General features: G+C 66.2%; 21 protein-coding genes. 13 read left to right on the forward strand and 8 right to left on the reverse strand.

Features of this window, described 5'->3' with window-relative positions; translation table 11 throughout:
• The first annotated feature begins 44 nt into the window (after positions 1 to 44).
• Both NA11_RS04355 and NA11_RS04360 read left to right on the forward strand, forming a co-directional pair.
• Entirely contained in the window at positions 45 to 695 is a 651-nt protein-coding gene (locus NA11_RS04355) for a TetR/AcrR family transcriptional regulator (protein WP_069160398.1), read from the forward strand.
• Positions 692 to 1855: an NAD(P)-binding protein gene (locus NA11_RS04360; protein WP_069160399.1), complete on the forward strand. Its 1164-nt coding sequence runs from the start codon at positions 692 to 694 to the stop codon at positions 1853 to 1855. The genes NA11_RS04355 and NA11_RS04360 overlap by 4 nt, the downstream gene beginning before the upstream one ends.
• Positions 1856 to 1873: 18 nt before the next feature.
• On the opposite strand, the gene NA11_RS04365 is transcribed toward NA11_RS04360, so the two are convergent.
• Positions 1874 to 2425 carry a hypothetical protein gene (locus tag NA11_RS04365; RefSeq protein WP_069160400.1) on the reverse strand — a complete coding sequence of 184 codons (552 nt, stop codon included), beginning with the start codon at positions 2423 to 2425 and terminating at the stop codon, positions 1874 to 1876.
• A 297-nt stretch (positions 2426 to 2722) separates the two neighbouring features.
• Here NA11_RS04365 and NA11_RS04370 point away from each other — a divergent pair, with 297 nt between their 5' ends.
• The 3 genes from NA11_RS04370 to NA11_RS04380 are packed head-to-tail and all read left to right on the forward strand — an operon-like array spanning position 2723 to position 6851.
• Complete coding sequence (locus NA11_RS04370) at positions 2723 to 3436, forward strand: response regulator transcription factor (protein ID WP_069160401.1); 714 nt, start codon at positions 2723 to 2725, stop codon at positions 3434 to 3436.
• 11 nt (positions 3437 to 3447) lie between these two features.
• A complete protein-coding gene (locus NA11_RS04375; RefSeq protein WP_218023242.1) occupies positions 3448 to 4959 on the forward strand; it encodes a sensor histidine kinase in 1512 nt (503 codons plus the stop codon).
• Between the two features lie 2 nt (positions 4960 to 4961).
• Positions 4962 to 6851: an ArnT family glycosyltransferase gene (locus NA11_RS04380; RefSeq protein WP_069160458.1), complete on the forward strand. Its 1890-nt coding sequence runs from the start codon at positions 4962 to 4964 to the stop codon at positions 6849 to 6851.
• Positions 6852 to 6854: 3 nt separating this feature from the next.
• Here NA11_RS04380 and NA11_RS04385 read toward each other — a convergent pair whose 3' ends face one another.
• The gene (locus tag NA11_RS04385) at positions 6855 to 7502 is read right to left on the reverse strand and encodes a TetR/AcrR family transcriptional regulator (protein WP_141717401.1); all 648 of its coding nucleotides are present in this window, start codon (positions 7500 to 7502) and stop codon (positions 6855 to 6857) included.
• A gap of 20 nt (positions 7503 to 7522) precedes the next feature.
• The gene (locus NA11_RS04390) at positions 7523 to 8770 is read right to left on the reverse strand and encodes an FAD-dependent oxidoreductase (protein ID WP_069160404.1); all 1248 of its coding nucleotides are present in this window, start codon (positions 8768 to 8770) and stop codon (positions 7523 to 7525) included.
• 412 nt (positions 8771 to 9182) lie between these two features.
• On the opposite strand from NA11_RS04390, the gene NA11_RS04395 reads away from it, so the two are divergent.
• Entirely contained in the window at positions 9183 to 9731 is a 549-nt protein-coding gene (locus NA11_RS04395; protein ID WP_069160405.1) for a hypothetical protein, read from the forward strand.
• Between the two features lie 15 nt (positions 9732 to 9746).
• Complete coding sequence (locus tag NA11_RS04400; RefSeq protein ID WP_141717402.1) at positions 9747 to 11438, forward strand: nSTAND1 domain-containing NTPase; 1692 nt, start codon at positions 9747 to 9749, stop codon at positions 11436 to 11438.
• A 58-nt stretch (positions 11439 to 11496) separates the two neighbouring features.
• Here the strand turns inward: NA11_RS04400 and NA11_RS04405 are convergent, their stop codons facing one another.
• The 3 genes from NA11_RS04405 to NA11_RS04415 form a co-directional block, all read right to left on the reverse strand.
• Positions 11497 to 12048, reverse strand: a complete 552-nt coding sequence (locus NA11_RS04405) for a cysteine dioxygenase family protein (protein ID WP_069160407.1) — start codon at positions 12046 to 12048, stop codon at positions 11497 to 11499.
• A gap of 101 nt (positions 12049 to 12149) precedes the next feature.
• Positions 12150 to 13058: a LysR family transcriptional regulator gene (locus NA11_RS04410; RefSeq protein WP_069160408.1), complete on the reverse strand. Its 909-nt coding sequence runs from the start codon at positions 13056 to 13058 to the stop codon at positions 12150 to 12152.
• A 72-nt stretch (positions 13059 to 13130) separates the two neighbouring features.
• On the reverse strand, positions 13131 to 14627 hold the full coding sequence (locus NA11_RS04415) for an FG-GAP repeat domain-containing protein (protein WP_167837562.1): 1497 nt from the start codon (positions 14625 to 14627) through the stop codon (positions 13131 to 13133).
• A gap of 157 nt (positions 14628 to 14784) precedes the next feature.
• Here NA11_RS04415 and NA11_RS04420 point away from each other — a divergent pair, with 157 nt between their 5' ends.
• Entirely contained in the window at positions 14785 to 15879 is a 1095-nt protein-coding gene (locus tag NA11_RS04420; protein ID WP_069160410.1) for an AraC family transcriptional regulator, read from the forward strand.
• A 119-nt stretch (positions 15880 to 15998) separates the two neighbouring features.
• Complete coding sequence (locus NA11_RS04425; RefSeq protein WP_069160411.1) at positions 15999 to 16997, forward strand: sigma-70 family RNA polymerase sigma factor; 999 nt, start codon at positions 15999 to 16001, stop codon at positions 16995 to 16997.
• Here NA11_RS04425 and NA11_RS04430 read toward each other — a convergent pair.
• Positions 16994 to 18394, reverse strand: coding sequence for an MFS transporter (locus NA11_RS04430; RefSeq protein ID WP_069160412.1), 1401 nt, complete (start codon positions 18392 to 18394; stop codon positions 16994 to 16996). The two genes, NA11_RS04425 and NA11_RS04430, sit on opposite strands and share 4 nt — an antisense overlap.
• A 221-nt stretch (positions 18395 to 18615) precedes the next feature.
• On the opposite strand from NA11_RS04430, the gene NA11_RS04435 reads away from it, so the two are divergent.
• The 3 genes from NA11_RS04435 to NA11_RS04445 all read left to right on the forward strand — a co-directional run bounded on the left by NA11_RS04435 (position 18616) and on the right by NA11_RS04445 (position 21276).
• On the forward strand, positions 18616 to 19452 hold the full coding sequence (locus NA11_RS04435) for an SMP-30/gluconolactonase/LRE family protein (RefSeq protein ID WP_069160413.1): 837 nt from the start codon (positions 18616 to 18618) through the stop codon (positions 19450 to 19452).
• A gap of 186 nt (positions 19453 to 19638) precedes the next feature.
• Positions 19639 to 20349 (forward strand): isoprenylcysteine carboxylmethyltransferase family protein, encoded by a 711-nt coding sequence (locus NA11_RS04440; RefSeq protein ID WP_069160414.1) that lies wholly within the window; start codon positions 19639 to 19641, stop codon positions 20347 to 20349.
• Positions 20350 to 20757: 408 nt separating this feature from the next.
• Positions 20758 to 21276, forward strand: coding sequence for a GNAT family N-acetyltransferase (locus tag NA11_RS04445; protein ID WP_069160459.1), 519 nt, complete (start codon positions 20758 to 20760; stop codon positions 21274 to 21276).
• A gap of 249 nt (positions 21277 to 21525) precedes the next feature.
• Here NA11_RS04445 and NA11_RS04450 read toward each other — a convergent pair whose 3' ends face one another.
• A complete protein-coding gene (locus tag NA11_RS04450; RefSeq protein WP_141717404.1) occupies positions 21526 to 22410 on the reverse strand; it encodes a hypothetical protein in 885 nt (294 codons plus the stop codon).
• A 383-nt stretch (positions 22411 to 22793) separates the two neighbouring features.
• On the opposite strand from NA11_RS04450, the gene NA11_RS43730 reads away from it, so the two are divergent.
• A complete protein-coding gene (locus tag NA11_RS43730; protein WP_084654104.1) occupies positions 22794 to 23318 on the forward strand; it encodes a CAP domain-containing protein in 525 nt (174 codons plus the stop codon).
• The last annotated feature ends 1474 nt before the right edge of the window (positions 23319 to 24792 follow it).

The following is a 24792-nucleotide window of genomic DNA, read 5'->3' on the forward strand; positions in this document are numbered from 1 at the left end:
CGCTCGTACTCTCCGAAAGTAAGTAGTTACTTACAAGGGCGAGCATGAGCGGATCGACCAGGGAACGGATCATCGGTGCGGCGCTGCGCCTGTTCGGCGAACAGGGGTTCGCGCGGACCACGGTGACCCAGATCGAGCGGGCGGCGGGCCTTTCCGGTGGGGCGGGCGGGTTGTACCGGCACTTCCGGTCCAAGGACGAACTGCTGGTCGAGGCGGTCCGGTCACGACTGACCGAGCGAGGCGAATGGGCGCCCTTTCTGGCCCCGGATTTCTCGATCATGTCCTGGCTGGATTCGCTTGCGCCGCAAAGCTCCACCGTGGACAAGCTGACAATGCTGTTCCACATCGGCCTCGGCAGGCTGGAGCACGACCGTGACATCAACCGAATCCTGATGCGCGACAACTCGATCGGCACCGACGTGCTCGAGGTGTTCCGGCGCGAGGAGTACCTGGTGTTCGTCAAGGCGGTGCTGCGCGGACTGCTCGAGCTCACCGAACCGGATGCGCGGGACCAGGACTGGGAAGCCGCGTCCGCGGTGTTCGTCGGCGCGATCGCGCACTACTGGCTGATCAGCGACACCTTCGGCGGCGAGCATCCCACGGCGGTCGATCCGGACCGCTATCTGCGGGCCATCGCCGAGCTGGTCGTCGCCAGGCTGCGGTGGACGGATACACAGGGAGAGGGACAGTCATGAGCAAGCACATCACCGTGATCGGGGGCGGCCTGGCCGGGCTGACGGCAGCGATCGCGGCCGCGGAGGCCGGGGCAACCGTCCAGGTGTACGAGGCGCACCAGACTCTCGGCGGGCGCGGGCGTGCCACGGCGGCGCCCTATGTCGTCCACGAGGGTGCGCACGTCTTCTATGCCGACGGACCGCACTATCAGTGGTTGAAGCAGCACGGTTTCGTCGCCGATCTCGGCTGGCCCGGGCTCGGCGGCTGGGCCGGGCTCGGCTTCCGTGCCGGTGGCCGCCTCCGCAAGCTGCCGCCGCTCGGGATGGTGCGCGCACAGCTGCGCGGCAGGCTGACCGCACCGGTGGATGCCGACTTCCGCAGCTGGGCGACCTCGAAATGGGGTGAGGCGACGGCCGAGCAGCTGGCCAACGCCATCAGCGTGGTGACCTATGACGCCGACACCGGCAGGCTGTCCGCGGCGTTTGTCTGGGACCTGGTTCGGCGCGTGTTCGGCGTCAACGTTCCCGCCGTGCGCTGGGTGCGCGGCGGCTGGCAGCGGGTCATCACCGATATGGCCACCCGCGCCACCGAACTCGGTGTTGTGATCGAAACCGGTTCCCGCGTGGACGAACTGCCTGCCAAGGGCCAGGTGATCATCGCCACCGACCTGAACGCGGCGCGGAACCTGCTCGGTGACAACAGCCTCAGCTGGACCAGCGGGCACGCGGCGCTGCTCGATCTCGCGGTGCGATCCTCGCGTCGCGACCGGACGCTGGTGTTCGATCTCGACGAGGGCGGCTTCCACGAGAGTTACACGATGCAGGGCAACACCATCGCACCGCAGGGCGAATCGCTCTACCAACTCCAAATGCCCATTCGCACTGGCGAATCCACTGCCCACGCGCACATTCGCCTGGAGCGCTTCGCCGACATCGTCGTTCCCGGTCGCCGCGATCGCACGACCTTCCAGCGCACCGCGACCGCGAAGGGCCGCACTGGTGCGCTGGACCTACCCGGCCAGACCTGGCGCGATCGTCCGGCGATCGATCGCGGGCACGGCATCTACCTGGTGGGTGACATGGTCGCCGCGCCAGGCATGCGCGGCGAAATCTCCATCAACAGTGCCCTGCACGCGGTACGTGCGGCAACCGCAACCCATGGCGCGGAGACGCTTCGCTGAACGAGGTCCGCGGTGCGATCACCAGACGAGAGTGGTGTCCGCCGTGCGTACTCCGCCGAAAAACCGCTTCCCGGTGTCACTTCCATCATGGTTGTACGCGTCGATGATCTCCGCCAGCTCCTCGGCTAGGGCCTGCAACGCCGGACTGGCTGCCGCGATACCGCCGTCGTACACCCACCCCCACTCCGCGGGCACGCCCTCGATCGTGATCACGATCCGACCATACGACGGCTGGTCGACGGAGTAGCTGATCGCCGCGGGCGCAGCGCGCACCGGGCTGCTCACCTCGAGCTCCGTCGGCAGGCCGGGCGCGGAAAACGTGCGCGCGAACGCCAGGTCCGCGCGAATCATCGCCACGATCTCCGGCAGATCGGCATGCCGTCCCACCTTGTCGTACTGTCTGCCAAAGGTCCGGTCGCCGACCGGGCGCAGCCCCGCAGCGTCACCGGCCTTGCGCAAGAGCCGCAACAACATTCGCTCCGCCGTCGCCCGCTCCTCGGCCCCGGTCGCCGGATGGTCGATCAGTGCGCGCAGGTGCGCGATCCGCGAACCCGATCCGCCAGCAGCCATGCGGCCATGCTAAAGCAGCGGCGGGCCACGAGGGTCTGTGCCGCAACTGGCGACTAGCCAGCTACTACGGACCGGTCGAAACTGCGGCGAGTGCAAGGCGGAGCTGGCAGATCGCTGTGAGTGAATCGCTGACCCGACCTCGCGCGCCCCATCGGTCGGTCCAGCGCCCTACGCTGGAACGATGCCGAGAATGCCGCATCGTGTGCCGCCGAAGCTCGTCGTTGCTGGGGCGTCGGCGTCTGGTGGGATCGGGGTCGACTCGGGCCGGTCGGCGGCTGAGAGCGAGCCGGCGATCCGATGACTCCGGACCGGGACAAGCCGCAGGCCGCGACCGTTCTGGTGGTCGACGACGAGACCAATATCCTCGATCTGCTCAGTGCCGCACTGCGGATGACCGGGTTCCGGGTGCACGCCGTGACCACCGGGCGGGCCGCGTTGGCGGCAGCCGCCTCGCATCCGCCGGACATCGTCGTGCTCGACGTGATGCTGCCGGATCTCGACGGCTACACGGTGGCTCGACGGCTTCGGGAGGCCGGAAATCACGTGCCTGTGCTGTTCCTGACCTCGCGGGACGCGGTCGAGGACCGGATCGCGGGGTTGGTGGCCGGTGGGGACGACTATGTGAGCAAGCCGTTCAGCCTCGAGGAAGTGGTGTTGCGGCTGCGCGCCATTCTGCGCCGCACCGCCCCGGACGAGCCCGACGATCGGGTGTTCACCTACGCGGATCTGCGGCTGGATGTCGACGCGCACACGGCAACCCGTGCGGGAGAAGAGATCTCGCTGTCGGCCACCGAGTTCAACCTGCTGCACTATCTGATGGCCAACGCGGAGAAGGTGGTCAGCAAGCAGCAGATCATCGATCGAGTGTGGACCGGTCACGCCGGAGACGGGCGGGTGGTCGAGACGTTCATCAGCCAGCTGCGGCGCAAGATCGATACGCGAAACCCGCCGCTGATCCACACGATTCGCGGTGTCGGTTACACCCTGCGGCAGTCCGGTCCGCAGCGGTGAGCGTGCGGCGCATGACGCTGCGCACCCGGCTGCTGCTCGCGCTGCTGACGGTCGCGGCCATCGGCATGGCGGCGTTCGGGCTGTTGAGCGTGACGATGTTGAGCCGCCTACAGCTGGAAAGGGTTGACTCGCAAGTCGATCGGGTCGCCATCGACGCCACGTCGCCCAATCGGCCCGCACCGCCACCGGTGGAGCCCGAGTACGATCAGCTGCCGTCCGAGTTCCGGATGATGTTCTTCGACATGGACGGCACACCCCTCGGGACGCTCGGCGGCCCGGTGACCGGCGGCACGATTCCGGCATTGCCGCCGATGGATGCCGCGTCGGTGCGCAGCCGCGGGGACAGTCCGGTGACCGTCAAGGACGAGAAGACCAAGGCGCGCTGGCGAATACGCACAGTGGTCCAGGCGCCCACCGAGTGGCAGCCGTCGGCCGGTACCGCCGCGGTCGCCATGTCCCTGTCGGCGACCGATGAGTTGTCGAGAAGGCTCAGGATCATCGAGGTCACCGCAGGTGCCGGGCTACTGATCGTCATCTCGATCATCGCGGCGATCCTGGTGCGGCTCGGGCTGCGGCCGCTGACCAGGATCGAGCGCACCGCCGAGGCGATCGCCGGGGGAGATCTCGATCGCCGTGTCGCACAGACCGATTCGCACACCGAAGTGGGCAGGCTCGGCACCGCGTTCAACGTGATGGTCGAGCGGCTGTCCTCGGCGATCGGTCAGCTGGAGGATTCGGAGCGACGGATGCGGGCCTTCATCGCCGACGCCTCGCACGAGTTGCGGACTCCGCTGACCTCGGTGCGCGGCTTCGCCGAACTGTATCGGCGCGGCGGTGCGCAGACCGACGCCGACGTCGAGGTGATGATGGGTCGCATCGAGGGCGCCGCCATCCGGATGGGCATGTTGGTCGACGACCTGCTGTTGCTGGCCAAGTTCGATCAGGAACGTTCGCTTGACCTCGGCGAGGTCGATCTGGTCGCGCTGGCCGAGGAGGTGGTGCGCGACGCCGCGACCCGCGCGCCGACCCGCGACATCGGCCTCGAGCGTCCGCCGACGCCCGTCCGGATCATCGGCGATGTGCACCGATTGCGGCAGGTCCTCACCAATCTTGTCGACAATGCGGTGATCCACACCTCGGCACCGGCGCGGATCACGGTCGCGGTCTCGATCATGCCCGCGTCGGCATTGCCGCAGGCGGTAGCCGAAGCGGGCGCCGAGTTGCCGGATATATCCGAGTTCGTCGTCCTCGACGTCAGGGACGAGGGTCCCGGCATCGCCGCCGAGGACGCCGAGCGCATCTTCGACCGGTTCTACCGTGCCGCCGAATCACGGTCGAGTACTGCGGGTTCCGGGCTCGGACTGGCGATTGTCGCGGCCATCGTCGGTGCGCACGGTGCCAGGATCCAGCTGCTGAGCGTGCCCGGCGCGGGCTCCACCTTCCGAATCCTGTTCGGTGGCACCTCACAGCTACCTCACAGCGTCGACTCAGGGGAGCCCGACACTGCTCGACCAAGATCGTGATCATGACGCTGACCACCGACCGGCCCGAGTCGGCGGCCAGCCCGACGACGCGCCGTTCCGCGCGGGCGCTGTTCCTCGGGCCGCCGACCCAGCCACGCTGGACGCGTCCGAGCTTCGCCGCGCTGCTGATCGCGACCGCCATGCTCTATCTATGGGGCCTCGGCTCGTCCGGGTGGGGCAACGAGTTCTACGCCGCCGCCGCGTGGGCGGGGACCGAGGACTGGGCGGCGCTGCTGTTCGGTTCGGTCGACCCGGGCAACATCATCACCGTCGACAAACCGCCCGCCGCGATCTGGGTGATGGCGCTGTCCGGGCGGCTACTCGGGTTCAGCATGTTTTCCGTGCTGCTGCCGCAGGCACTGATGGGTGTGGGCGCGGTCGCCTTGCTCGCCGCGACAGTGCGCCGCTGGCACGGGCCCGCCGCCGGGCTCCTGGCCGGAGCGGTGCTGGCGTTGACACCCGTTGCGGCGCTGATGTTCCGCTACGACAACCCCGACGCGTTGCTGGTGCTGCTGCTCGTTGCCGCCGCCTACTGCGTCGTGCGGGCGACCGAAACCGCGAGCACCCGCTGGATAGCACTGGCCGGTGTCGTCCTCGGCTTCGCGTTCCTCACCAAACTGCTCCAGGCGTTCCTGGTGCTGCCCGCCTTCGGGCTGGTCTTCCTGATCGCCGCGCCGGTCGGAATATGGTCGCGGATAAGGAAATTGGCGATCGCCTGCGCGGCGATGATCATCTCGGGCGGCTGGTTCGTGCTGCTCGTCGAGTTGTGGCCCGCGTCGAGTCGCCCGTATATCGGCGGATCCACCAACAACAGCCTGTGGGAACTGACCCTCGGCTACAACGGTGTCGGCCGTCTGCTCGGCGGCAGCGGAAACTCCAGAGGTGCGGGCTCAGGCGATTTCCCGCACTTCGGCGGCACTCCAGGCATCACCCGCCTCCTCACCCAGAGCGCGGGCGCCGAGATCTCCTGGCTGCTGCCGGTGGCATTGCTCGGATTGCTTGCGGGCCTGTGGACTTTTCGTCGCGCACCGCGCACGGATCGCACCCGTGCCGGACTCGTCCTCTGGGGCGGCTGGCTGCTGCTCACCGCGCTGGTCTTCAGCTTCATGAGCGGCACGTTCCACGAGTACTACACCGTTGCGCTTGCGCCGGCGATGGCCGCGTTGGCCGCCATCGGCGTCCGGGAAATCTGGTGTCGTAGGGAGAATTTCGCCGCCCGTTCGATGCTCGCACTGATGGCCGCAAGCGTCGGGCTGTGGAACTTCGTGCTGCTCGACCGGACCCAGGACTGGCTGCCATGGTTGCGCTGGGTACTGCTGATCGGATCCTTCACTGTCGCAGCAGCATTCCTCGTTGCCGGGCACTTCCGCACGTTCACCGTCGTCCTCGCGGCCACCGGCCTGCTGTTCGGCCTCGGCGGCACCACCGCGTACACGCTGGAGACAATCTCCGTCCGCCACAGCGGCGGAATCATCAACTCCGGCCCACCCCAGGACTCAGCGTTCGGGCACGGTGACGATATCGCGGCCAACGCGGCACTGAACGTGCTCCTGCAGAACACCGACACTCGGTGGGCCGCGGCCACCATCTCCTCCAGAGTCGGCACCCAATTGGAGCTCAGCAGCGGCAAATCGGTGATCTGCCTCGGCGGCTTTCTCGGCGGTGATCCCGCGCCGACCCTCGCGCAGTTCCAGTCCTACGTCACCAGCGGCGCGGTCCGATACTTCGTGGCGACCGGCCGCGGCAACGCCGAGGAACCCGAGTCATCTACCGACGCCCTGCCATGGGGTGTCCCCGCCGACTCCGTCACCGCCGCGATAACCGCTTGGGTGAAGGCCAATTTCACCGCAACCACCGTTGGCTCCACCACCGTCTACGACCTGACCCACTGACCGTCAGCTTGTCGCACGGAGTGACGGACCGGCGAGCTGTTCGACTGCGATGGCAACGAATTCGGTGAGCGTGTCGAGGGGGTACCGATCGGATTCGGTGGCGACCATCCGCATGAGCTGCTCGCCGACGGCGAGCAGGGACGCGGCCAGGAGATCCGGGTTCAGCTCGGCGAGCCCCGGCCGCCGCTCGCGTCCCCATTCGATGAGCGCCCGCAGGTTGGCGCGGGCGAATTCGCGCGCGTTGGCGGCATATTCGCGCACCTCGGGCGGCGCGTCGTCAGCGGCGGCGATCAGCAGCAACGCCGAGCCGGGGCGCTCGGCGACGGTGCGGAGCATGTTGGTGGCCGCCGCGACGAGGACCGTGTCGAAGTCTGCGTCGTCGGTGAAGGCGGGCATCGCCTCGGCCAGTGCGTCGATGGTGCGCTGCTGTTCACGCTCGAGCAAAGCCAGCAGCAGCGGCCCACGACCCGGATATGCCGCGTACACCCTGGGTTTGGCGAGCTGGGCTTCGCGCGCGATCGCCTCCATCGTTGCGGCCGAATAGCCGTCACGCGTCACCAGCCGCAGGGCTGCGTCGAGCACCTGGACGCGGCGGACCTCGATCTCCATCCGAGGTTGGCGTTTCCGCGGCGGTTCGGCGATAGCAGACACGAGGTCCACCGTATGCCGTGTCAGTACAGGTCTCGCATACCGAGGGGCGGTAGCGCGATCTGCAGCGGAGCGTTGGCCAGCCACGCGCCTGCCGGCCAGCACAGCGGTGCGATCTGGGCGGCCCGATCACGACGGAACTCGGTCGAACGGTCGGCGGCGCGCATGATCCGCAAAGCCCGGGAGGACAGGTCGCGATTGCGAATGCCCCACTTGCGGCGGTGGTCTGCCCATCGTTCGACCGCGCGACGGCCGCGAGCCGGGTCCGCAACAGCGCGTGCGACGGCGGTCGCGGCGTCGGTGGCATCGAAAACACCCGAGTTCAGGCCACGCCCACCCCACGGTGCGAACAGGTGGGCAGCTTCGCCGGCCAGCAGCACCCTGCGGTGTTCGTCGGTGTAGGAACTGGCCACGGATTGATGGAAGCGGTAGTGCGACACCCAGCTGACATGGTCGCCGTACCAGGGATCCACCACTTTGGCGGTCCACTCGCGCACGCCATCGGGGCTGGACATGTATTCGACATCGTCGGTGGGCAGGCATTGGATGTCGATGCGCATGCCACCTTTGAACGGCATATGCATGACATTGCGGCCGCCGAGTTCCGGGCGCTTGTAGTGGAAGAGGCAGGACGCTTGCGGCGTCGACCCGTCGGGGTGTTCCTCGACGTCGACGATGATGAACGTGGTGTCGTCCGGCCGGCCTTCCAAGGTTGCACCGATATCGCTTCGCACCTGCGAGCGGGCACCGTCCGCGCCGATGACATAGGCCGCCGACAGTGTTTCGCCGGTGCCGAGTTCGAGCTCGACCGCGTGTGCGGTGCTCTGGAGCCGGACCAGCGGAGACTCCCAGCGGAACTGCACCCCGTTGGCCACGCACGCGCGGTAGAGGTGCACCTCGGTGACCCGCTGCGGCAGACTCGTGCCCAACAGCTCACTGCGCAGCAGTCGTCCGGCCACGCCCTGTCCGGTGCGGTGGTGGAAGACCCGTCGGTCTCCGTAGTAGGTGTCGTATCCGAGGATGCTGAGGCCGGATGCCGCGACGTTGCGTCCGAGTCCTGGCACGATCGCGTCGAAGCGAAGCACGGTGGGGAGGAACAGCCCGATGGCTCGGCTGCCTGGCCGTACCCGATCCTGCGGCTCGGCCTCGAGCACGATGACCGGCAGGCTGTTCCTGGCCAGTGCTAATGCCGCGGTCAGCCCGACTGGTCCGGCTCCGACGACCACGCATTGGTTGCGCACCGGCTGTGCTGCTGGTGAGTGCTGCGGCATGTTTACGCTCCTGACTAGGGAATATTCATACGTACTCTACCGTAAGTACGGCCTCGTAACTATGTTTCAGGCAAACGTGGCCTGACGCGTCGACGGGCTGCTGGAGTGGAGTCTGGGTACCTCCCTGCTGCTGAACCGCGCCGGGTCGATATCGAGTGACGGATACGCCGTGGTGTGAAACGGCATTCGGTCACCTATTGGTCGGTCGTTATGGCGCTCTTTGCGAGGTTTGCGCTACTGTTGCTGTGCGCCCGGCCATTACCGGTCGCTGCTGCTCAGACCGCCGCTGCGGCGGGTCCGTGCGGCGGTTTCGACAAGTGCGGACGGCTCTCTTCGCCTTTCCGATTCGCGGCGGCTTGCCCACCGTGAATCGCCACTCCATCAAAGGAACACAACGAAGAAGGAGTACTTGATGACCACCGAGTCGAACTCCACCGCCACCGAGGCAGGCGCGCAGGGCGCGGGTATGCACATGGAATACCTCTACGGTCCGCAGTGGCGCGACGTGGTGCGGATCATCGAGCGTGCCGCGCAGCTCACCGATGACGAGCGCGCAAAGCTCAAGGCGCAGGCCGAGCAGCAGTTGCAGTCACAGATGGCGTCCGTGTCGGGTGCGGGCGGTGGGTTGGGCGCCGGGCTCGGTGGCGGGTTGGCGAACTTGCTCTCCGGCCTCGGTCAGCTCTCCAACGACTCGCAGCCCGCCAAGATCGCTACCGAGACGGCAAAGGAATTCGGCCGCACACGCAACGTGCAGGTGGCAGGAATCGTTGCCGGGCAGGCGGTGTCGTCCGCCGAAGGCGTCGAAGGACAGCTTGCGGGACTGCTGGGTTCGCTGGGTTCGCTGACCACGGTGAGCCAGGCGGCCACCGCCGCGGTGCTCGGCGACCTGGTCGGCCAAGGAAAGTTCACCAAGGACGTCTACGACGCGTTGATGACGCCGTGGAGCAGCTCTGTCTCCTGAGCGGTGAACGACAGCATGACCCAGCAGCCTCCCGACCGGTCGAGCTGGCGGGCCGACGACACCACCAGTGGTGACGGCTTCTCCGCCCGCTTCGACGCCCTCTTCACCGTCGTCGGCAACCCTCCGGTGAAATCGGTACTGCGCGCGGCGAATGCGCGCGTCCGACCAGGCGCCAGGCCGATCACCGCGCAACGGATCAGCGACTGGCGCCGCGGCAATCGCGTACCGGCCACGTTCGACTCGGTGCGCCCCGTCCTGGACGTGCTCATCTCGGAAGGCCGTCGCCGGGCCGCCGACGACCCGCGCATCGACAGGTCCCTGCTCGATCCGGCCCGCTGGCACGCCGAGTGGAAGGCGGCGCGAGCCGAGCCGGTCGTTGTCGACGCCAATCGACAGCCCTATTGTGGACTTTCCGCCTATCGAGCCGACGACGCCGAGCTGTTCTTCGGTCGCGACAAGGCGAGATTTCAACTGCACCAGCTTGTTTCGGCGGCGGAGGAGAGCGGTACGACGGCGCTGGTCCTGCTGCTCGGCACCCGAGGCGTCGGTAAATCGTCCCTGCTCGCCGCCGGGCTGCAAGCCGATCCGGGGCTGCGCACGCCGATCCGTATGACCCCGAACGACGATCCGGTGTTCACGCTGCACACGGCGCTCGCACGCACAGCGTCGGCGGGTCGGCGACTGTTGCTGATCGATCAGGGCGAACGCCTGTACACCCTGTGCACCAGAGAGGAGCTGCGCAGGCAGTTCCTCGCCGAGCTTGCGGCGCTGGCCGCGCCGGATGCGCAACCGCCGACCACGATCGTCCTCGCGGTCGATACCGCGTATCTGCCTGAGCTGTCGCAGAACTCGTTGCTGATGACGGCCGTGCGGAACCAGTCGATGGTGCTCGAACCGATGGGGGATCCGGAACTGCGCGAAGCCATCGTCCGGCCTGCCGCGTCCGCCGGGCTGCGGGTCGAGGACAGCTTGATCGAGATCCTGCTGCAGGATCTGACCATCCTCGATTCACAGAACACGGTTCGACTTGCCACGCTGTCGTATGTCCTTGCCGCGACATGGGAGAACCGGCGTGGTCGGACCTTGACGCTGGCCGCCTATCGCGAAACCGGCGGTGTGACAGGGGCGTTCGCGGATCGCTCCGAACTGCTCTGGTCCGGTCTGAGCGACTTCGAGCGTCAGGTGGTGCGCTATGTGATGACCGCGTTGACCATCGCCGGTCCGGCGGCTGTGTATTCCCACCCCGTTCCTGAGATCGTCTTGCTCGAGGAGTCCGAGGATCCGAGCTACACCGAAATCGTGCTGGCTCGGATGATCAAGGACCGGATCGTGGTGCGGCGCAACGCCGATATCGAACTCGTGCACGATCTGGTGCTGACCGCCTGGCCTCGGATGGTCGGCTGGCTCGCCGAGGAGAAGGAATTCGCACCGGCGCGGCAGCGGATCGAGGCGGACGCTCGGCATTGGGTGCGGGAGGACCGCCCAGACACCCTGTTGTACACCAGAACCCGACTCGAGGATGCCGCCGAACTGATCAGGCGACCGGGCTCGACGAACCGGCTGACCCGGGAGTTCGTCGCCGTATCGCTGGTTCGGCATCGCAAGCAGGTGCTCCGGCGCCGGGTGATCCTGGCGGCGGTTGTCCTGCTCGCGGTGTGCCTGCTCGTGCTGACGACCGTGGTCATCACGCTGCAGGTGGCCGGCTAGCGCGGGTGAATTGGGTTTCCCTGCTGATTGTTCGGTCGTCGCTCGACTGTCGACGGTGTCAGGCGTCCGCGATGGGCAGTTCGTATTCGCGGCGGACGCTGGTGCCGAGTTTGCCGATGTTGGCGCCGTAGATGTGGATCGAGATCACCGTCGAGGCGCCAGTGTTGCGGACCAGGTGGATGTCGCCGGGTGGGGCGAAGCCGCAGGCGGATCCCGCGTCGTTGACGACGTCGGCGACGACGACGAGACGGGCGGTGGGGCCCGCGCCGCGGAGCTCGAAGCGTTGTTCGGATTCGGCGCCCTCGTAGACGCCTGCGACACACCACGCGACGTGGTCGTGGATCGGCGTTTGCTGGCCGGGCCGCCAGACGATGGCCACCACCGAGAAGCTGCCGTCGGGTTCGGTGTGCACGAGGTGCTGCCGGTACCGGTTCGGGTCGCCCTCGCGGTATTCGACGGGCAGCAGGTCCGGCTGCTGGAGGAACCGCTCGAGCCGGTCGGCGACGAGTTGTGCGGCCTCGGTCGGCGGGCGTTCGAGCTGGACGACTTCCCGTACCGCGCAGACGAGATCGGCGAGGGTCGAGGTGCTCAGGGTGCTGCTGGGGGACATGAGATCAGCATGCGACGCAGCAACTGTTGCGGTCTACTTAGACATTCTTACCGATCTCAAAGTTCTGCTTATGGATGGAACATGTTGATGGGCAGGCGCTTTCATCGAGAACTCATCGCATTGGCGGCACTCTGGATGGCGTCCATCATCAGCCGGGTGACCGGGATCTTCTGGTGGCCCGACAGCGTGTAGGCGGCCACCGTCCTCGAGTCGGCCGGAATCACCGGGCGGCTCACCACTTTCGGATGACGGATGAAGGACTGCACCATGTTCGGCATCATCGCGATGCCCGTCCCCTCGGCAACCAGGCTCTGCACGGCGAGGTTGTCGTCGGTGGTGAAGTCGATGTGCGGTGCGAAACCGGCCGCCGCGCACGATTCGATGAAATGGCTTCGGCAGCGCACACATCCCGCGATCCAGCGTTCGTCGGCCAGCTGCGCCAACTCCACCGTGCGGCGCCGCGCCAGCGGATGTCCCTTGGGGAGCAGCACGATCAGCGGGTCGTCCAGCAATGAAACCTTGTACAGGTCATCGGCTTCCGGCTGTTCGGTCGGTGCGTCGTAGGTGAAGGCCAGCGTGATGTCGCAGTCTCCGCGGCGCAGTGCCTCGACCGAATCGGGTGGTTCCGCGTCGAACAATTCGATCCGGATGCCGGGATGTTTCGATTTGATCGACGCCACTGCCGACGGAATCAGCGTCGCGCAGGCGCTGGGGAACGCGCAGACCCGCACCCGGCCGGATTTCAGTCTGGTGATGGCCGTCATCTGCTGCTGTGCCGCCGAGATCGTGCCGAGGATGTCGGCGGCGTGCTTGGCGAGCACCTCACCCGCGTCGGTCAGCCGCAGCCCTCTGCCGACCCGGACGAACAGCGGTGTGCCGACGGATCGTTCGAGCGCCTTCATCTGCTGGCTGATCGCGGGCTGGGTGTAGCCGAGTGCCCTGGCCGCGGCGGCGAAGGAACCGGTCCGCACCACCTCGTCGAAAACCCGGATGTGCCGTGAGTCGAACATGGCCCAACCATAAGCATTTCTGTGGTGCCCCATAGCAATTCACGGCGGTCGGCCATGGGGCGCACGAGATCCTCACGGACGAGAGTTGATCAACACCGATACGCCGCCGGGAACGAGCGAGATGGTGCCGACCGAGACGCTCGGTACGTTTCCGGTGACGAGGTCGGGCTTGCCGTCGGCGTTGAAGTCGGCGGTGGCAATGGAATTGGTGCCGACGAACCATTGGGCGGCACGGTAGCCCTGCGGGCCGAGCAGGGTCGGTTGTGCTGCGCCGGTGGTGGTGTGGTTGGCGAAGACCGCCACGTCATAGCCTGGGAGCGGAAAAGCGTTGTTGGCGGCGATGTCCGCGGTGCCGTTGCCGTCGAAGTCTGCGATGGTGACTCCTTCGGTCACGGTGCCCATCGTGGCGTGTGCGGCGGTAACCTCGCCGATCAGGTCGGTGCCGACGTCGGCGCCGAATTCCGCGGTGGTTGCGCCGGGTTCGGTTCGGTTGAGCCGCACCGTGATTCCTCCGGTGGTGCGAGCCGCGACCAGATCCAGCCGACCGTCGGAGTCGATGTCGCCGAGTTCGACGCCGGTGGTCGTGACGACCCACTCCTCGCTCATGATGAAGGTCGGGCGGGCGGTGCCGGGTGGCGTGGTGTTCACCAGGACCGCCACGTTGCTGGATCCGGTGTGGGAGGCGAGCACGTCGACGCGGCCGTCATTGTTCACGTCACCGACCGTGAGTCCCTCGGCCACCAGGCCGCCCAGGAACTGTTCCGGGCCGGCGAACGTCAGTGGTCCGCCGGGTGCGGTGGTGTTGAGCAGGACCGAAACCCCCAGCGACAGTGGAACTCCGGCATCCCCACTGACCAGATCGACTCGTCCGTCGGAGTTGATGTCGGCGGCACGGACGAGTGTCGGTGCCACGCCGGTCGCGAAGGTGACCGGCGCGGTGAAGCTGACAACCGGCGACCCCTCAGGTGTCGTGTTGCGCAGCACCGAGATGCCGTTGGCGCCGAGATCGCCGATATTGGCGGCAATGATCTCGGGTGCGCCGTCGCCGTCGAGATCAGCGACGTCAACCCCGGTAGGCGCCACGCCGGCCTGGTAGCTTTCGGCACGGGCGAAGGTCGGCGTCGGCGCTCCGTCGGGAGTGGTGTTCAGCAGAACGGAGATACCGGCCAACCCCGGCACGGTCAGACCGGCGAGTGTCGCGGACACGGAGTTCGCGGTGACGACGTCTGGGCGGCCGTCACGGTTGACGTCGCCGGTATCGACGAGCCACGGCACGGTGCCGACATCGAAGTAGTACGGACCTGCGAATCCGGTAGCGCCCGTGGCGGATCCGGACGGTGGTGCGGCGACGGCGCCGGGCGCTGCGAATGCTACCGAGACCGCGATCGCCGACGCGATCGGCCAGAATCCCCTGCGCCCCGCATCCCGGGTGCGCTCGATGTAATCGATGATGATCGAATCCTTTCTCCTGGAGATCCGAGACCGCCCGGGCCGTCGGTGACATCCACCCTTCAGCTGTCTCGGACAATCGGATTCTAGGGAGCGGATCGGCGCCAGAAACGGCCTCACATCGCTGTTCGTCCCTGTTGGCCGGAAAAGCGCATCATGTGGCTGACCGTGCGAATCGCCGCGAACGCTGACCACGCTTGGGTCATTTTCCGACGTCTCAGAAGCAACGTTGATACATTGCGCCAACCAGGGCGGCAACGGCTTCGATGGGGATGCGGTGCACGTGTTCGATTGGGATCTTGTTCGCAGCACATCCAGCGTGCATGTGCTGATGCAGCTGGCGGCCGAGCGCGGCATGTCCGCCGCGGCCTGCCTGTCGGGTACGACGCTGGCACCGGAGGCCGTGATCGACCCGAACGCGGAAGTCTCGGCGCGGGAAGAACTTCGGGTGCTACGCAACCTGCTCGCGCGGTTCGGTGACGAGCCGGGGCTCGGGGTCGAGACCGGGCGCCGATACCACCTTTCGCTGTACGGGCCATGGGGCCTGGCCCTGCTCAGCAGCCGCACGCTGCGGGACGCGGTCGAGGTGGCGTTGCGCTATGTGGACCTGGCGTTTGCCTTCGGGCGACTCGACTTCGACGAATCCGATGAGCTGGCCAGGATTCGTTTCGACGACTCGGAGATTCCGGAGGACCTGCGCTCCTTCCTCACCGAACGGATCATGGCCGGCATCCACACCATCGGTCAGGACATGTTCGCCACCGGCCTGCCGATGGCCGCGGTGCGGTTCCGGCATCCCGCACCTGCCGACACCGCGCGCCACCGTGCGGTGTTCGGGTTCGAACCCGAATTCTCCTCGGACATCAACGAACTCGCCTTCGACGCAGGTTATCTCGATATGGCCTTGCCGCAAGCCAACGAATGGGCTCGCGCCACCTGCGAACAACTCTGCCGGGATCTGCTCAGCACCCGCCGCGCCCGGATGGGGGTCGCCGGGTCCGTTCGTGATCTGTTGGTGCGCAACCCCGGTCAGCTTCCCGATCAACTGACCGTCGCCACGCTGCTGTTCATGAGCCCGCGCACGCTGTCGCGACGCTTACGTGACGAGGGCACCTCGTTTCGTTCGCTCGTCGAGGAGGTGCGGCAGGTGATGTCCGAAGAACTGCTCACCCGCACCGACATGACCACCGAGCAGGTGGCGGCACGACTCGGATATGCGGAGTCCGCTTCGTTCATTCGCGCGTTCCGACGCTGGAAGGGCTGTCCGCCGCAGGAGTTTCGCGGCCGTGAGTTGGCTGCGCGGACGCCGGTACGGCGGGAGCTGATCGCGGTCCCGAATACCGGCAACGTGATGAGCGGTTCGCTGCGATAGCGGCCGAGCGCCACAGCTGTGCACGGCCTACCGGACGCGCGGCCTCGGGTTGTTGTCTGTCAGCGGGCATACGCTTGTCACGACAATGGGGCCGGCGTCCAAAGCGGAGAGGGGAATCGGTGGGCCTGAGCGAGGTGGAGCAGGTCGCGATCGCTCGCGGCGATGAAGTCGTGTTCGGGGAGCTGGTTGCGCCGTTGCATGGACAGCTCCATGCCCATTGCTACCGCATGCTCGGTTCGGTGCATGACGCCGACGATGCGATGCAGGACGTCTTGCTTCGAGCGTGGCAGGGGCTGGCGGGGTTTCACGGTCGTAGCTCGTTGCGCACGTGGATGTATCGGATCGCGACGAACGTCTGTCTGACCATGATCGAGCGGGGCAAGCGGCGGGTGCTGCCGATGGAGTACCCGTCCTGGCTCGATCAGGATTTCGCCGACAGTGCGATGCCGACGGAATCGGCGTGGTTGGAGCCGTATCCGAATACCGCCGACGAGGCAGGGCCGGAACCGAGGTATGAGCGGCGGGAGAGTTTGGAGCTCGCCTTCGTCGCCGCGATCCAGCATCTGCCGGGAAACGAGCGGGCCGCACTGCTGCTGTGCGAGGTGGTCGGCTACTCCGCCCGTGAGGTCGCCGAGTTGATGGAAGTCACGGTGCCCGCGGTGAACAGCGCGCTGCAACGCGCCCGCCGCTTGGTCGGCGAGCGCGTGCCTGAGCAGAGTCAGCAGACCGCATTGCGGGCGCTCGGGGACGCGCGCGTTCGTGAGCTGGTCGATCGTTACGCTTCCGCGCTGGAGCGGGCTGATCTGGATGCGCTGATCGGCATGCTGACCGACGGCGCGACGTGGTCGATGCCGCCCTTCCCTGCCTGGTACCGCGGTCGGAGTTCGATCACCGCCTTTCTGGTGGCAGGTCCGCTGCACGGTCGGTGGCGGCACCTGCCGACGTGGGCGAACGGGCAGCCCGCACTGGGTTGCTATGAGTGGAATGCGGAGCGCGGCGCCTATGTGGGCACCGTGCTCGACGTGCTCACCGTGCAAGGGGATCGCATTGCGGCGGTGACCGCGTTCGTCGATCCGGCGATCATCGCGCGCTTCGGGCTGCCTGCCGTGTTGGCCTAGGTTCGTAGCGCGGCCGGGTCCGGCGAAGCGGTGTCGGAGTGGGCTTTTCGGGTGACCGCAAGTGCCACCATGGCAGCGGCTAGGGCCAGGGCAGCACAGACGACCATCGCAGGAGCGAAGCCATCCAGAAAGAAGGACGGCGACGTATAGCCACCCAAAGTGCTGAAAACCGCGACAAGCAGCGCGACTCCGACCGCCCCGCCGAATTCCTGGGTCATGCTGTTCGCGCCCGAGGCCTTGCCGATGGCGCTCGGCGCGACGGCGCCGAGCACAACGTTCTGTACCACCGGAATCGCCAAGGAGGCACCGATTCCCGTCACCGCAAGCGGCACGGCCAGGCTCAGGTAGGACAGGTCGGGGGATGCGATCAACGCAATCCAGAGCAATCCAACGGCATTGATCGCCAACCCTGTGCACAGCACTGAGCGGTCGCCGACGCGTTCGGCGAGAAGACCTGCCAGCGGGGCGATTACGAGCAGCGGGGCGGTCCACACCACCAGTCGGATACCCGCTTCGAGCGGCGTGTAGCCGAGACCGACCTGCATCAGCTGTGCGAGGAAGAACACCGAGCCGTACAGCGCGGCGAAGAGCAGCACGCCGACCACGGTGCCCACCGAAAAGTCCCTGGATCGAAAGAGATTCATCGGGAGCATCGGAGTCGCCGCACGGAACTGCCAGCCGATGAACACGAGCACAAGTACCACGCCGACGCTCGCTGCCACGAGTATCTCGGGACTGGTCCAGCCGATGTCGTTGCCGCGGATGAGCGTCCACACCAGTCCGATCACGCCCGCGGTCACCAGCACCGCTCCTCGGACGTCGAGAGCCACACCGGGGCCATGGCTTTCGGCGACGCGGCGATGGACCACCACGATCAGCACTGCTGCGATCGGCACGTTGACCCAGAAGATCGCCTGCCAATTGACCAGGTGCGTAAGGATTCCGCCGAGGAGCGGGCCACCGATGGTCGCGAGGCCGGTCAATCCCTCGAACATCCCCAACGCGCGGCCACGGCTTTCGGCGGGAAAGCTCGAGCTGAGCAAGGCCACCGCCAACGGCATGACGAGCGCCGCGCCTGCCCCCTGCACGCCGCGTGCGGCGATCAGCCACCCGATGGTCGGCGACAGCGCGCAACCCGCGGAGGAGAGGGCGAACACGGTCAGTCCGATGCTGAAGACGCGCCGCCGCCCGAACTGGTCGCCGAGCGCCGCGCCGGTCATCAGGAGACCGGCGAAGCTCAGGCCGTATGCGGTGACGGTCCACTGCAACAGACCGATCGAGACCTGCAGATCCGACTGCATCGTCGTCAGCGCCGTCGACACGATCAGCAGATCGAGCGCGACCATGATGGAAGCGATCGCGGTGACACCGAGGACCCAGCGCTGCGTGGCGGTCATACCCATCAGCCGACCTCCGCGCGATCGCTCGGCTTCGCGGTCGCTCGTCGTCGCGAGGTGTGTTCCATGGTCGTGGCTCCTTTGCAGGTCGGTTCATGTGGGAGCGCCCACACCAATAGAGACCCGCAAGGCACCCTCAACTCAGCAACACGTGCCGCGGGCGATGAGTTTCCGACCCACACGACGTCTGTACAACTACACCGAAGAAAGGCAGGCTGCCCGTGCACACACCTGAGGTTTTGCTGGAAGGGGTCGTGTTCGGCGAATCCCCGCGCTGGCATGAGGGACGACTCTGGTTCTCCGACTGGGGCGCCAATCAAGTGATCGCGCTCGACGCCGAGCATCGCGCCGAGGTCATCGTGAACGTTCCGTCGTTCCCGATGTGTATCGACTTCCTGCCCGGCGGGGAGCTCCTCGTCGTCGACTCGGCGCAGCAGCGCCTGCTCCGCCGCGATCCGGACGGAACACTCGGCACGCACGCCGACCTGGCCGCGATCTCGGACAAGCCGTGGAACGACATCGTCGTCGATGCCGGTGGCAACGCCTACGTCAACAACATCGGATTCGACTTTCCCGGTGGTGAATTCGCCCCTGGCATCATCGTTCGTGTCACGCCCGACGGTGTTGTTCGCCAGGTTGCCGACAACCTCGCCTTTCCGAACGGCATGGCGATCACCGCGGACGGCGCCACGTTGATCGTCGCCGAGTCGTACGCGAATTGCCTCAGCGCCTTCGACATCGGTGCCGACGGCACCCTCACCAACCGCCGCGTCTGGGCTGAAACTCCCGGCGATCATCCCGACGGGATCTGCGTCGACACCGAAGGCGCGGTCTGGTACGCCGATGTCGGGAACAGTCATTGCGTTCGGGTGACCGAAGGCGGTGCGATATCCGACACCGTCAAGTGGGACCGCGGCGCTTTCGCCTGCACCCTCAGCCGGGATTCCGAACCACGGCTCTATGTTGTCGGTCAGAACTTCGGCGACTCCGAATCCGTTGGTCCCACAGGGCAAGTCGTCGCATTCCCGGCACCAGCCCCGGGAGCCGGTTGGCCCTGACCCGTCCACCCGATCCGCCAGCCCGTGCCCGAGACGGTGACGCCGTCTTGAGATATGTCGAATCATGTTGTGGCGGCGGGGTTTTGCGTGTGCAGGTGCTGGTCGGCAGGGCGTCAGTCTGTTAGCCTCGATGGAGGCACGCACCGTCGCATTCGATGCTGCCGCCTGCTGTCGTCGGAGTAGACAATGAACAGGGACTATCGGCGCTTTGCGGCGTACTTCGTCTTATCGGTAGTGCTGGCCGCCGTGATGGGAGTTGTTTTCTTCCTCACGGCTTGGACGCTGAGCTACTGGCAGGCATGGGTCCTGATGGCGGCGATGATCGGCAGCATAGGAATGGTGCTCTTGGTCTCGCTCGCGCGTGGTGAACCGGTACCGGTGCCGCGGCGATCACCGAGTCGATCGCAGGTCGAAACCGAGAGTGGACCGCAGGGGCTGCCGCGGAGTCTGCGGATCGCCGGACCCCTTGTGGCGCTTGCCTTCGTCGCCGCGTTGGTCGTCCCTGGCTTCGACCGTCGGTTCGGCTGGTCGTCGGTTCCGCCGTGGATCAGCCTTGTCGCTGTTCTCTTCTTCGCCGCAGGCTGGGTGATCAGCTTGCGCGTCCGTCAGGAGATGGTCCGCTGGTCCTCCGGGCCAGAGGAGGTGCAGGACTGGCAGATCATGTCGACCGGCTCATTTGGCGTCGTCCGCTACCCCTTTGCGACCGGGTCCCTCCTCTACCAGGCCGCGATGCCTGTCGCCCTCGGATCCTGGTGGGGTCTAGTGCCCTTCGCTGTCACATTGATGCTGAACGTAGTGGTTCTCTTGTACGCGGAGAGGATCATGCGGGAAAAGGTCCCCGGCTACGCCGAACGCCTCGACAAGGTTGACTACCGTTTGGTCCCGTATGTCTGGTAAGCCCTACCAGGCGCTCCGCCGTCAGGGCTGAGACGCGGCACAGTTTGGTGGCGGCATACGCTCCGAAGGGGGCTGTGAGCGGCGCGAAGTCCGCGGGGCCTGGTGGCCTCTCGAGTGGATTTCAGATTGCCGAGTGGCGTGACACGGTTCGACCGTTCGCACAGGTTAGTATCGCTGTGCCCATGAGAACGTGGCGGCGTTCACTGGGTGTACGGGGAAGCGGCCCGCCCAGCAGTGTGTCTGCACTGCTGGGCGGGCCACGTACCGGCTGTCGCTGGTGATCGCCTCGACGGAGTCCCGCAATCGGCGCTGAGCGTACGCTCGCCGTCTGGTCGGTGGCGGAAGATACAGTCGTGGAAGACGTTCGGTGACGCACGGTGGCCAAGTGCGTTGGTGGATGGAGCGGCTGTGTGCAAAATTGTATGTGGGGGCCGGGACAGCGCGATCGAACAGTTCGAAGCGGTGGTCGAGCTGTATCGCGTCGTGTTCGGTGGGCCGCCGTATTTCGAAGGGGCGGAACATGTTGCGCGATTTCGTGAGCTGCTGACGACCGAGCTCGATCGGCCGGGGTTCACGCTCGCGCAGGCGCTCGACGGCGACGCCCTGATCGGGATGGTGTACGGCTATCCGATGGTGTCGGGGGAATGGTGGACCGACGCGCACATATTGCCGGACCCGAAGCTCGTCGCGGCCGGAAAGCTCGCGGTCATGGAGTTCGCGGTGCATCCCGATCATCAGAATCGGGGGCTCGGGCGTGCGCTGATGGACGAGGTGTTGCGGGGGCGGCCCGAGCCGTTCGCGGTGCTCTGCGCCAACCCGGGTGCGCCGGCCAGGGAGATCTACCGTCGGTGGGGGTGGCGCGAGGCAGGGCGCCGGATGACGAACGGTGATGATCCGGTCGACGTGCTGTATCTGGCACTGCCCTAGTGCTGCAACGGCACTCGCTGGTCAGTGAGGGTTTGCGGTTGCCATCCGCGCCGGTTAGGTCGGCTGGGGCGTGAGCGATTTCGGCGGACCATCCTCAGGACAACGACTGTGCGTCCGGGCCGAGCATGAATCCATGCCCTCGTTCAGATGGGTTGGTGGACAGTCGGATTCGACGAGTAGGTCATCTGTTGCCATGACGAGACTCCCATCGGACCGGGTGGTCCGATGGGAGTCTACGAGGCGTGCAGATCAGGCGGAGGCCAATGCTGCGGCGCTGAGGGGGACGAGCACGGGGGCGAGGACCGAGCTGCCCGCCCCGGCGATCGAGCTACCGCTCCCGAGGGCCGCGCTGCCGGGTTCGAGGAGCGAGCTGCCGCTACCGAGGACTGCGCTGCCGGTCCCGAGGAGCGAACTGCCGGACTCCAGGCCTTGGGTGAGTGCTGCTCCCACCTTCAGTGCGTTGGTGACGTTCGCCAGCAATGACGCGAGATCCGATGCCGGAGCGGCTGGTTGGGTCTTGGTGGTTGGGGTGCTCTGTGTTGCGGGGGTGCTTTCGGTGGTGGGGGTGCTCTGTGTTGCGGGGGTGCTTTCGGTGGTGGCCGTGTCGTCGGCGGTGTCGCTTTCCGTGCTGGTCGGTGCGGCGGGCGTCGTCGCCCCGGTGTCGAGGGTCGCGCTGCCGGTCCCGAGGCCCTGTGCGAATGCCGCTCCCGCGTTCAGTGCCGCGGTGATGTTGGTCAGCAGTCCCGTGAGATCGATAGGCGGAACAGCTATTTGAGTGCTGGGCTGAGGGCCTGGCTCGCTCTGTTGACGCGGGTTGGGCGCGATCTTGCGGCCGGGTATGGCCGTCATCGGCCGCTCGAACGGCGTGAGGGGCAGTCCGGGCCTGCTTGCCTCCTCGCGGTCGGTCGGCTGATCCTTCTTGTGGCGTGGTGCGGCCGCGTCGGCGGCCGGCTTGATCGGATGTATCGGCTCGTCCGCTGCCAGCGAATGCTGTGTGTCGGTCTTCGGGGTGACCGGCTCTGGGGGTAGTTCGGTCAGGGTGGCCGTCAGCATCGTCGCTTGATTCTCGGGCGACGGCCCGTGCTGGGTGGCGATTCCGGTGGCGATCAGGGCGGTCATAGAGAGCATGGCCAATCGCACCGAACCTTGCGGGTTCCGCCTTGCGTTGTGTTTGCCCATCAGTGGTTGTCCTTAGTGACGGATCGATCGTTTCAGTTGTGGCCGCATGTCGGTGTCGCCGGATCCGTCGCCGCTATTCGCGCACGTCCGCCCACGGTGTGCGTAGTAGTGGAGATCGAATACGTCCGGCGTCCTGAGCTGCGCCCAATTTCGGATGTCCCGCATCGTATCGGACCGTTGATCGTCTGCGCGCCATTATTGCTGCGAATCTTCCGGGCGGTAGCACCCTGATTGCCACTATCCGCCACGGTGTCTCGAGCAGGCACTGTGACCTTGCCTGTGCTCGCGCTACAGTGCTACTGTTATTCAACCGTAATACGAACCAAGGGGTTTGAATTATGCGTTTTTCATCACCTTTCAGCCGCGCCTCACTTACTTGTCTCGTCATCTCTTCTGTTTCGGCCTGGCTTATCGCCTCCGGCCCGGCGGTGCTGGCGGCGCCGCAGGATCGGTCGGCCGCAGGATCGGTGGTCAGTCTCACCAACGCCGAGCGCGCGAAGGCGGGATGCCCTGCCTTGAAGGCGGAGACGCGACTAACCCAGGCTGCGCAGGCGCACGCGGAAGACATGGCCGCCCGTGGCCGGTTGGATCACAACTCGTCCAAGGGCAGTCCAGGTGACCGGATCAAGGCGGCGGGTTACCAGGCCAACACCTGGGCGGAAAATATCGCCTCGGGCCAATCCACTCCGGCTGCTGTAGTCAGTGCGTGGATGCGCAGTCCAGGGCATCGGGCGAATATTCTCAATTGTTCGCTCCGTGATATCGGCGTTGGATTTGCCAAGAGCAGTAAGGGTACGCCTTATTGGACGCAGGACTTCGGTACATCCAGAGGGCAGGGGACTAATCGGTCTCCACGGCAGTGAATAGTTGGTGTTTTTGGGAGTCGGGTGTGAATTCATTGTCGGTGGGAATTTGATTTCGGATTCTTGGGATGGTGATTTGCGCTTGGTGTGATGGATAGCGTGGGTTCCGTACTGGGAGCGGGGCCTCTCCGTAGCGATAGGTCGGCTGGTTGCCGACCTATCGCTACCGGTGGTTGTGGTGGGAGGTCGGTGGCCGAGCTCAGTGCGGGCTCGGGGTCTGGTTTCTAGGGAGAGGTTGTGCCTGCGTGGGGTGGTGCCGTGGTTGGGGGTGATCTGGCGACGGAGGCTGCTGGGTCGTTGGGTCCAGTGAGTGCTGCCGTCTCGGGTTGGGTGGGGCTGGTGCGTGGGTGCGGAGGTGATGTGTGTGTGGTGCACGGGTGTGGGGGTCGGTGCGCAGGGGGAGGGTTGGTGTGCGGGGTTGGTTGGTGCGTGGGGCGGAGGTAGGTGCGTGGGTGGTCGGACGCCGGGCTCGGTGCGGGCTCGAGGTCTGGTTTGTAGGGAGAGGTCGTGCATGCGTGGGGCGGTGCGGAGGTTGGGGTGATCTGGCAACGGAGGCTGGGTCATTGGGTTCTGTGAGTGCGGCCGTCCCAGGTTGGGTGGGGTTCATGCCTTGCGATGCAACAGCGCGTGGGTTCGACAGGAGTTGGTTAAGGACGTCGGCAGGTGCGGGAACTGTGCCGTTGGATGCCGAGTTCGGTGGCGAGTGTTCGAGTTTCGGTGGCGGGTATCTGAGGTATCGGCGCCGACTCGCACGCGAGGCCCGCTCACCCGCGTCCACCCGACAGGTCGGCTGTCGTGAATAGGCCAAGCTCCTCCGCCAAGTCCCAGTCGGTAAGCGGCAGTCTGACGAGTGGGACCTGGTGGAGGCGACACGCCGTAAACGCCTCCACCATGTCCCACTGATGAGCCGCTACCCACGCGAACGGGACATGGCTGCACCAACTCTCACGCCGGACCGCCTCTGAGGTGGCGGGGCCCCGCATCGGCGTGAGAGAAGTGGTTGCCGGGCCCGTCGGCGTGAGGGAAGTGGTTGCCGAGGCTCGTTGGCGTGAGAGAAGTGGTTGCTGAACCTTATTGGCGTGAGAGGAGTGGTTGCGGCACGGGTCGCGACACGCGCCAGTTCTCTCACGCCAACGCTTCTAGATCGCTTGAAGGTCTCTGAGCCGGACCACCGGCCGATGCCCCAGGGACGGTTGCGACCCCATCGACGGTAGTCAAATGGTTGCTGATGCCCGTTGACGGGAGTCGTATGGTCGCAAGACCCGCCGAGACGCCCACCATTGGACTCCCGTCAACTTCCCAAGATCACTTCCCCACAAGATCTTTGGACCGAACCTCCAAGCCGTGGGCGAGGAACTTGGCGGAGCGCCGAGCCCTGGATCGACGGGAGAGAAATGGTTGCTACCCGTTGAGCGGAGAGAAATGGTTGCTGACCACCGTTGAGCGGAGTCTTATGGTTGCAACACGCCGCACG

The organism is Nocardia altamirensis NBRC 108246 (genome assembly GCF_001612685.1).
GTDB classification, from domain to species: domain Bacteria; phylum Actinomycetota; class Actinomycetes; order Mycobacteriales; family Mycobacteriaceae; genus Nocardia; species Nocardia altamirensis.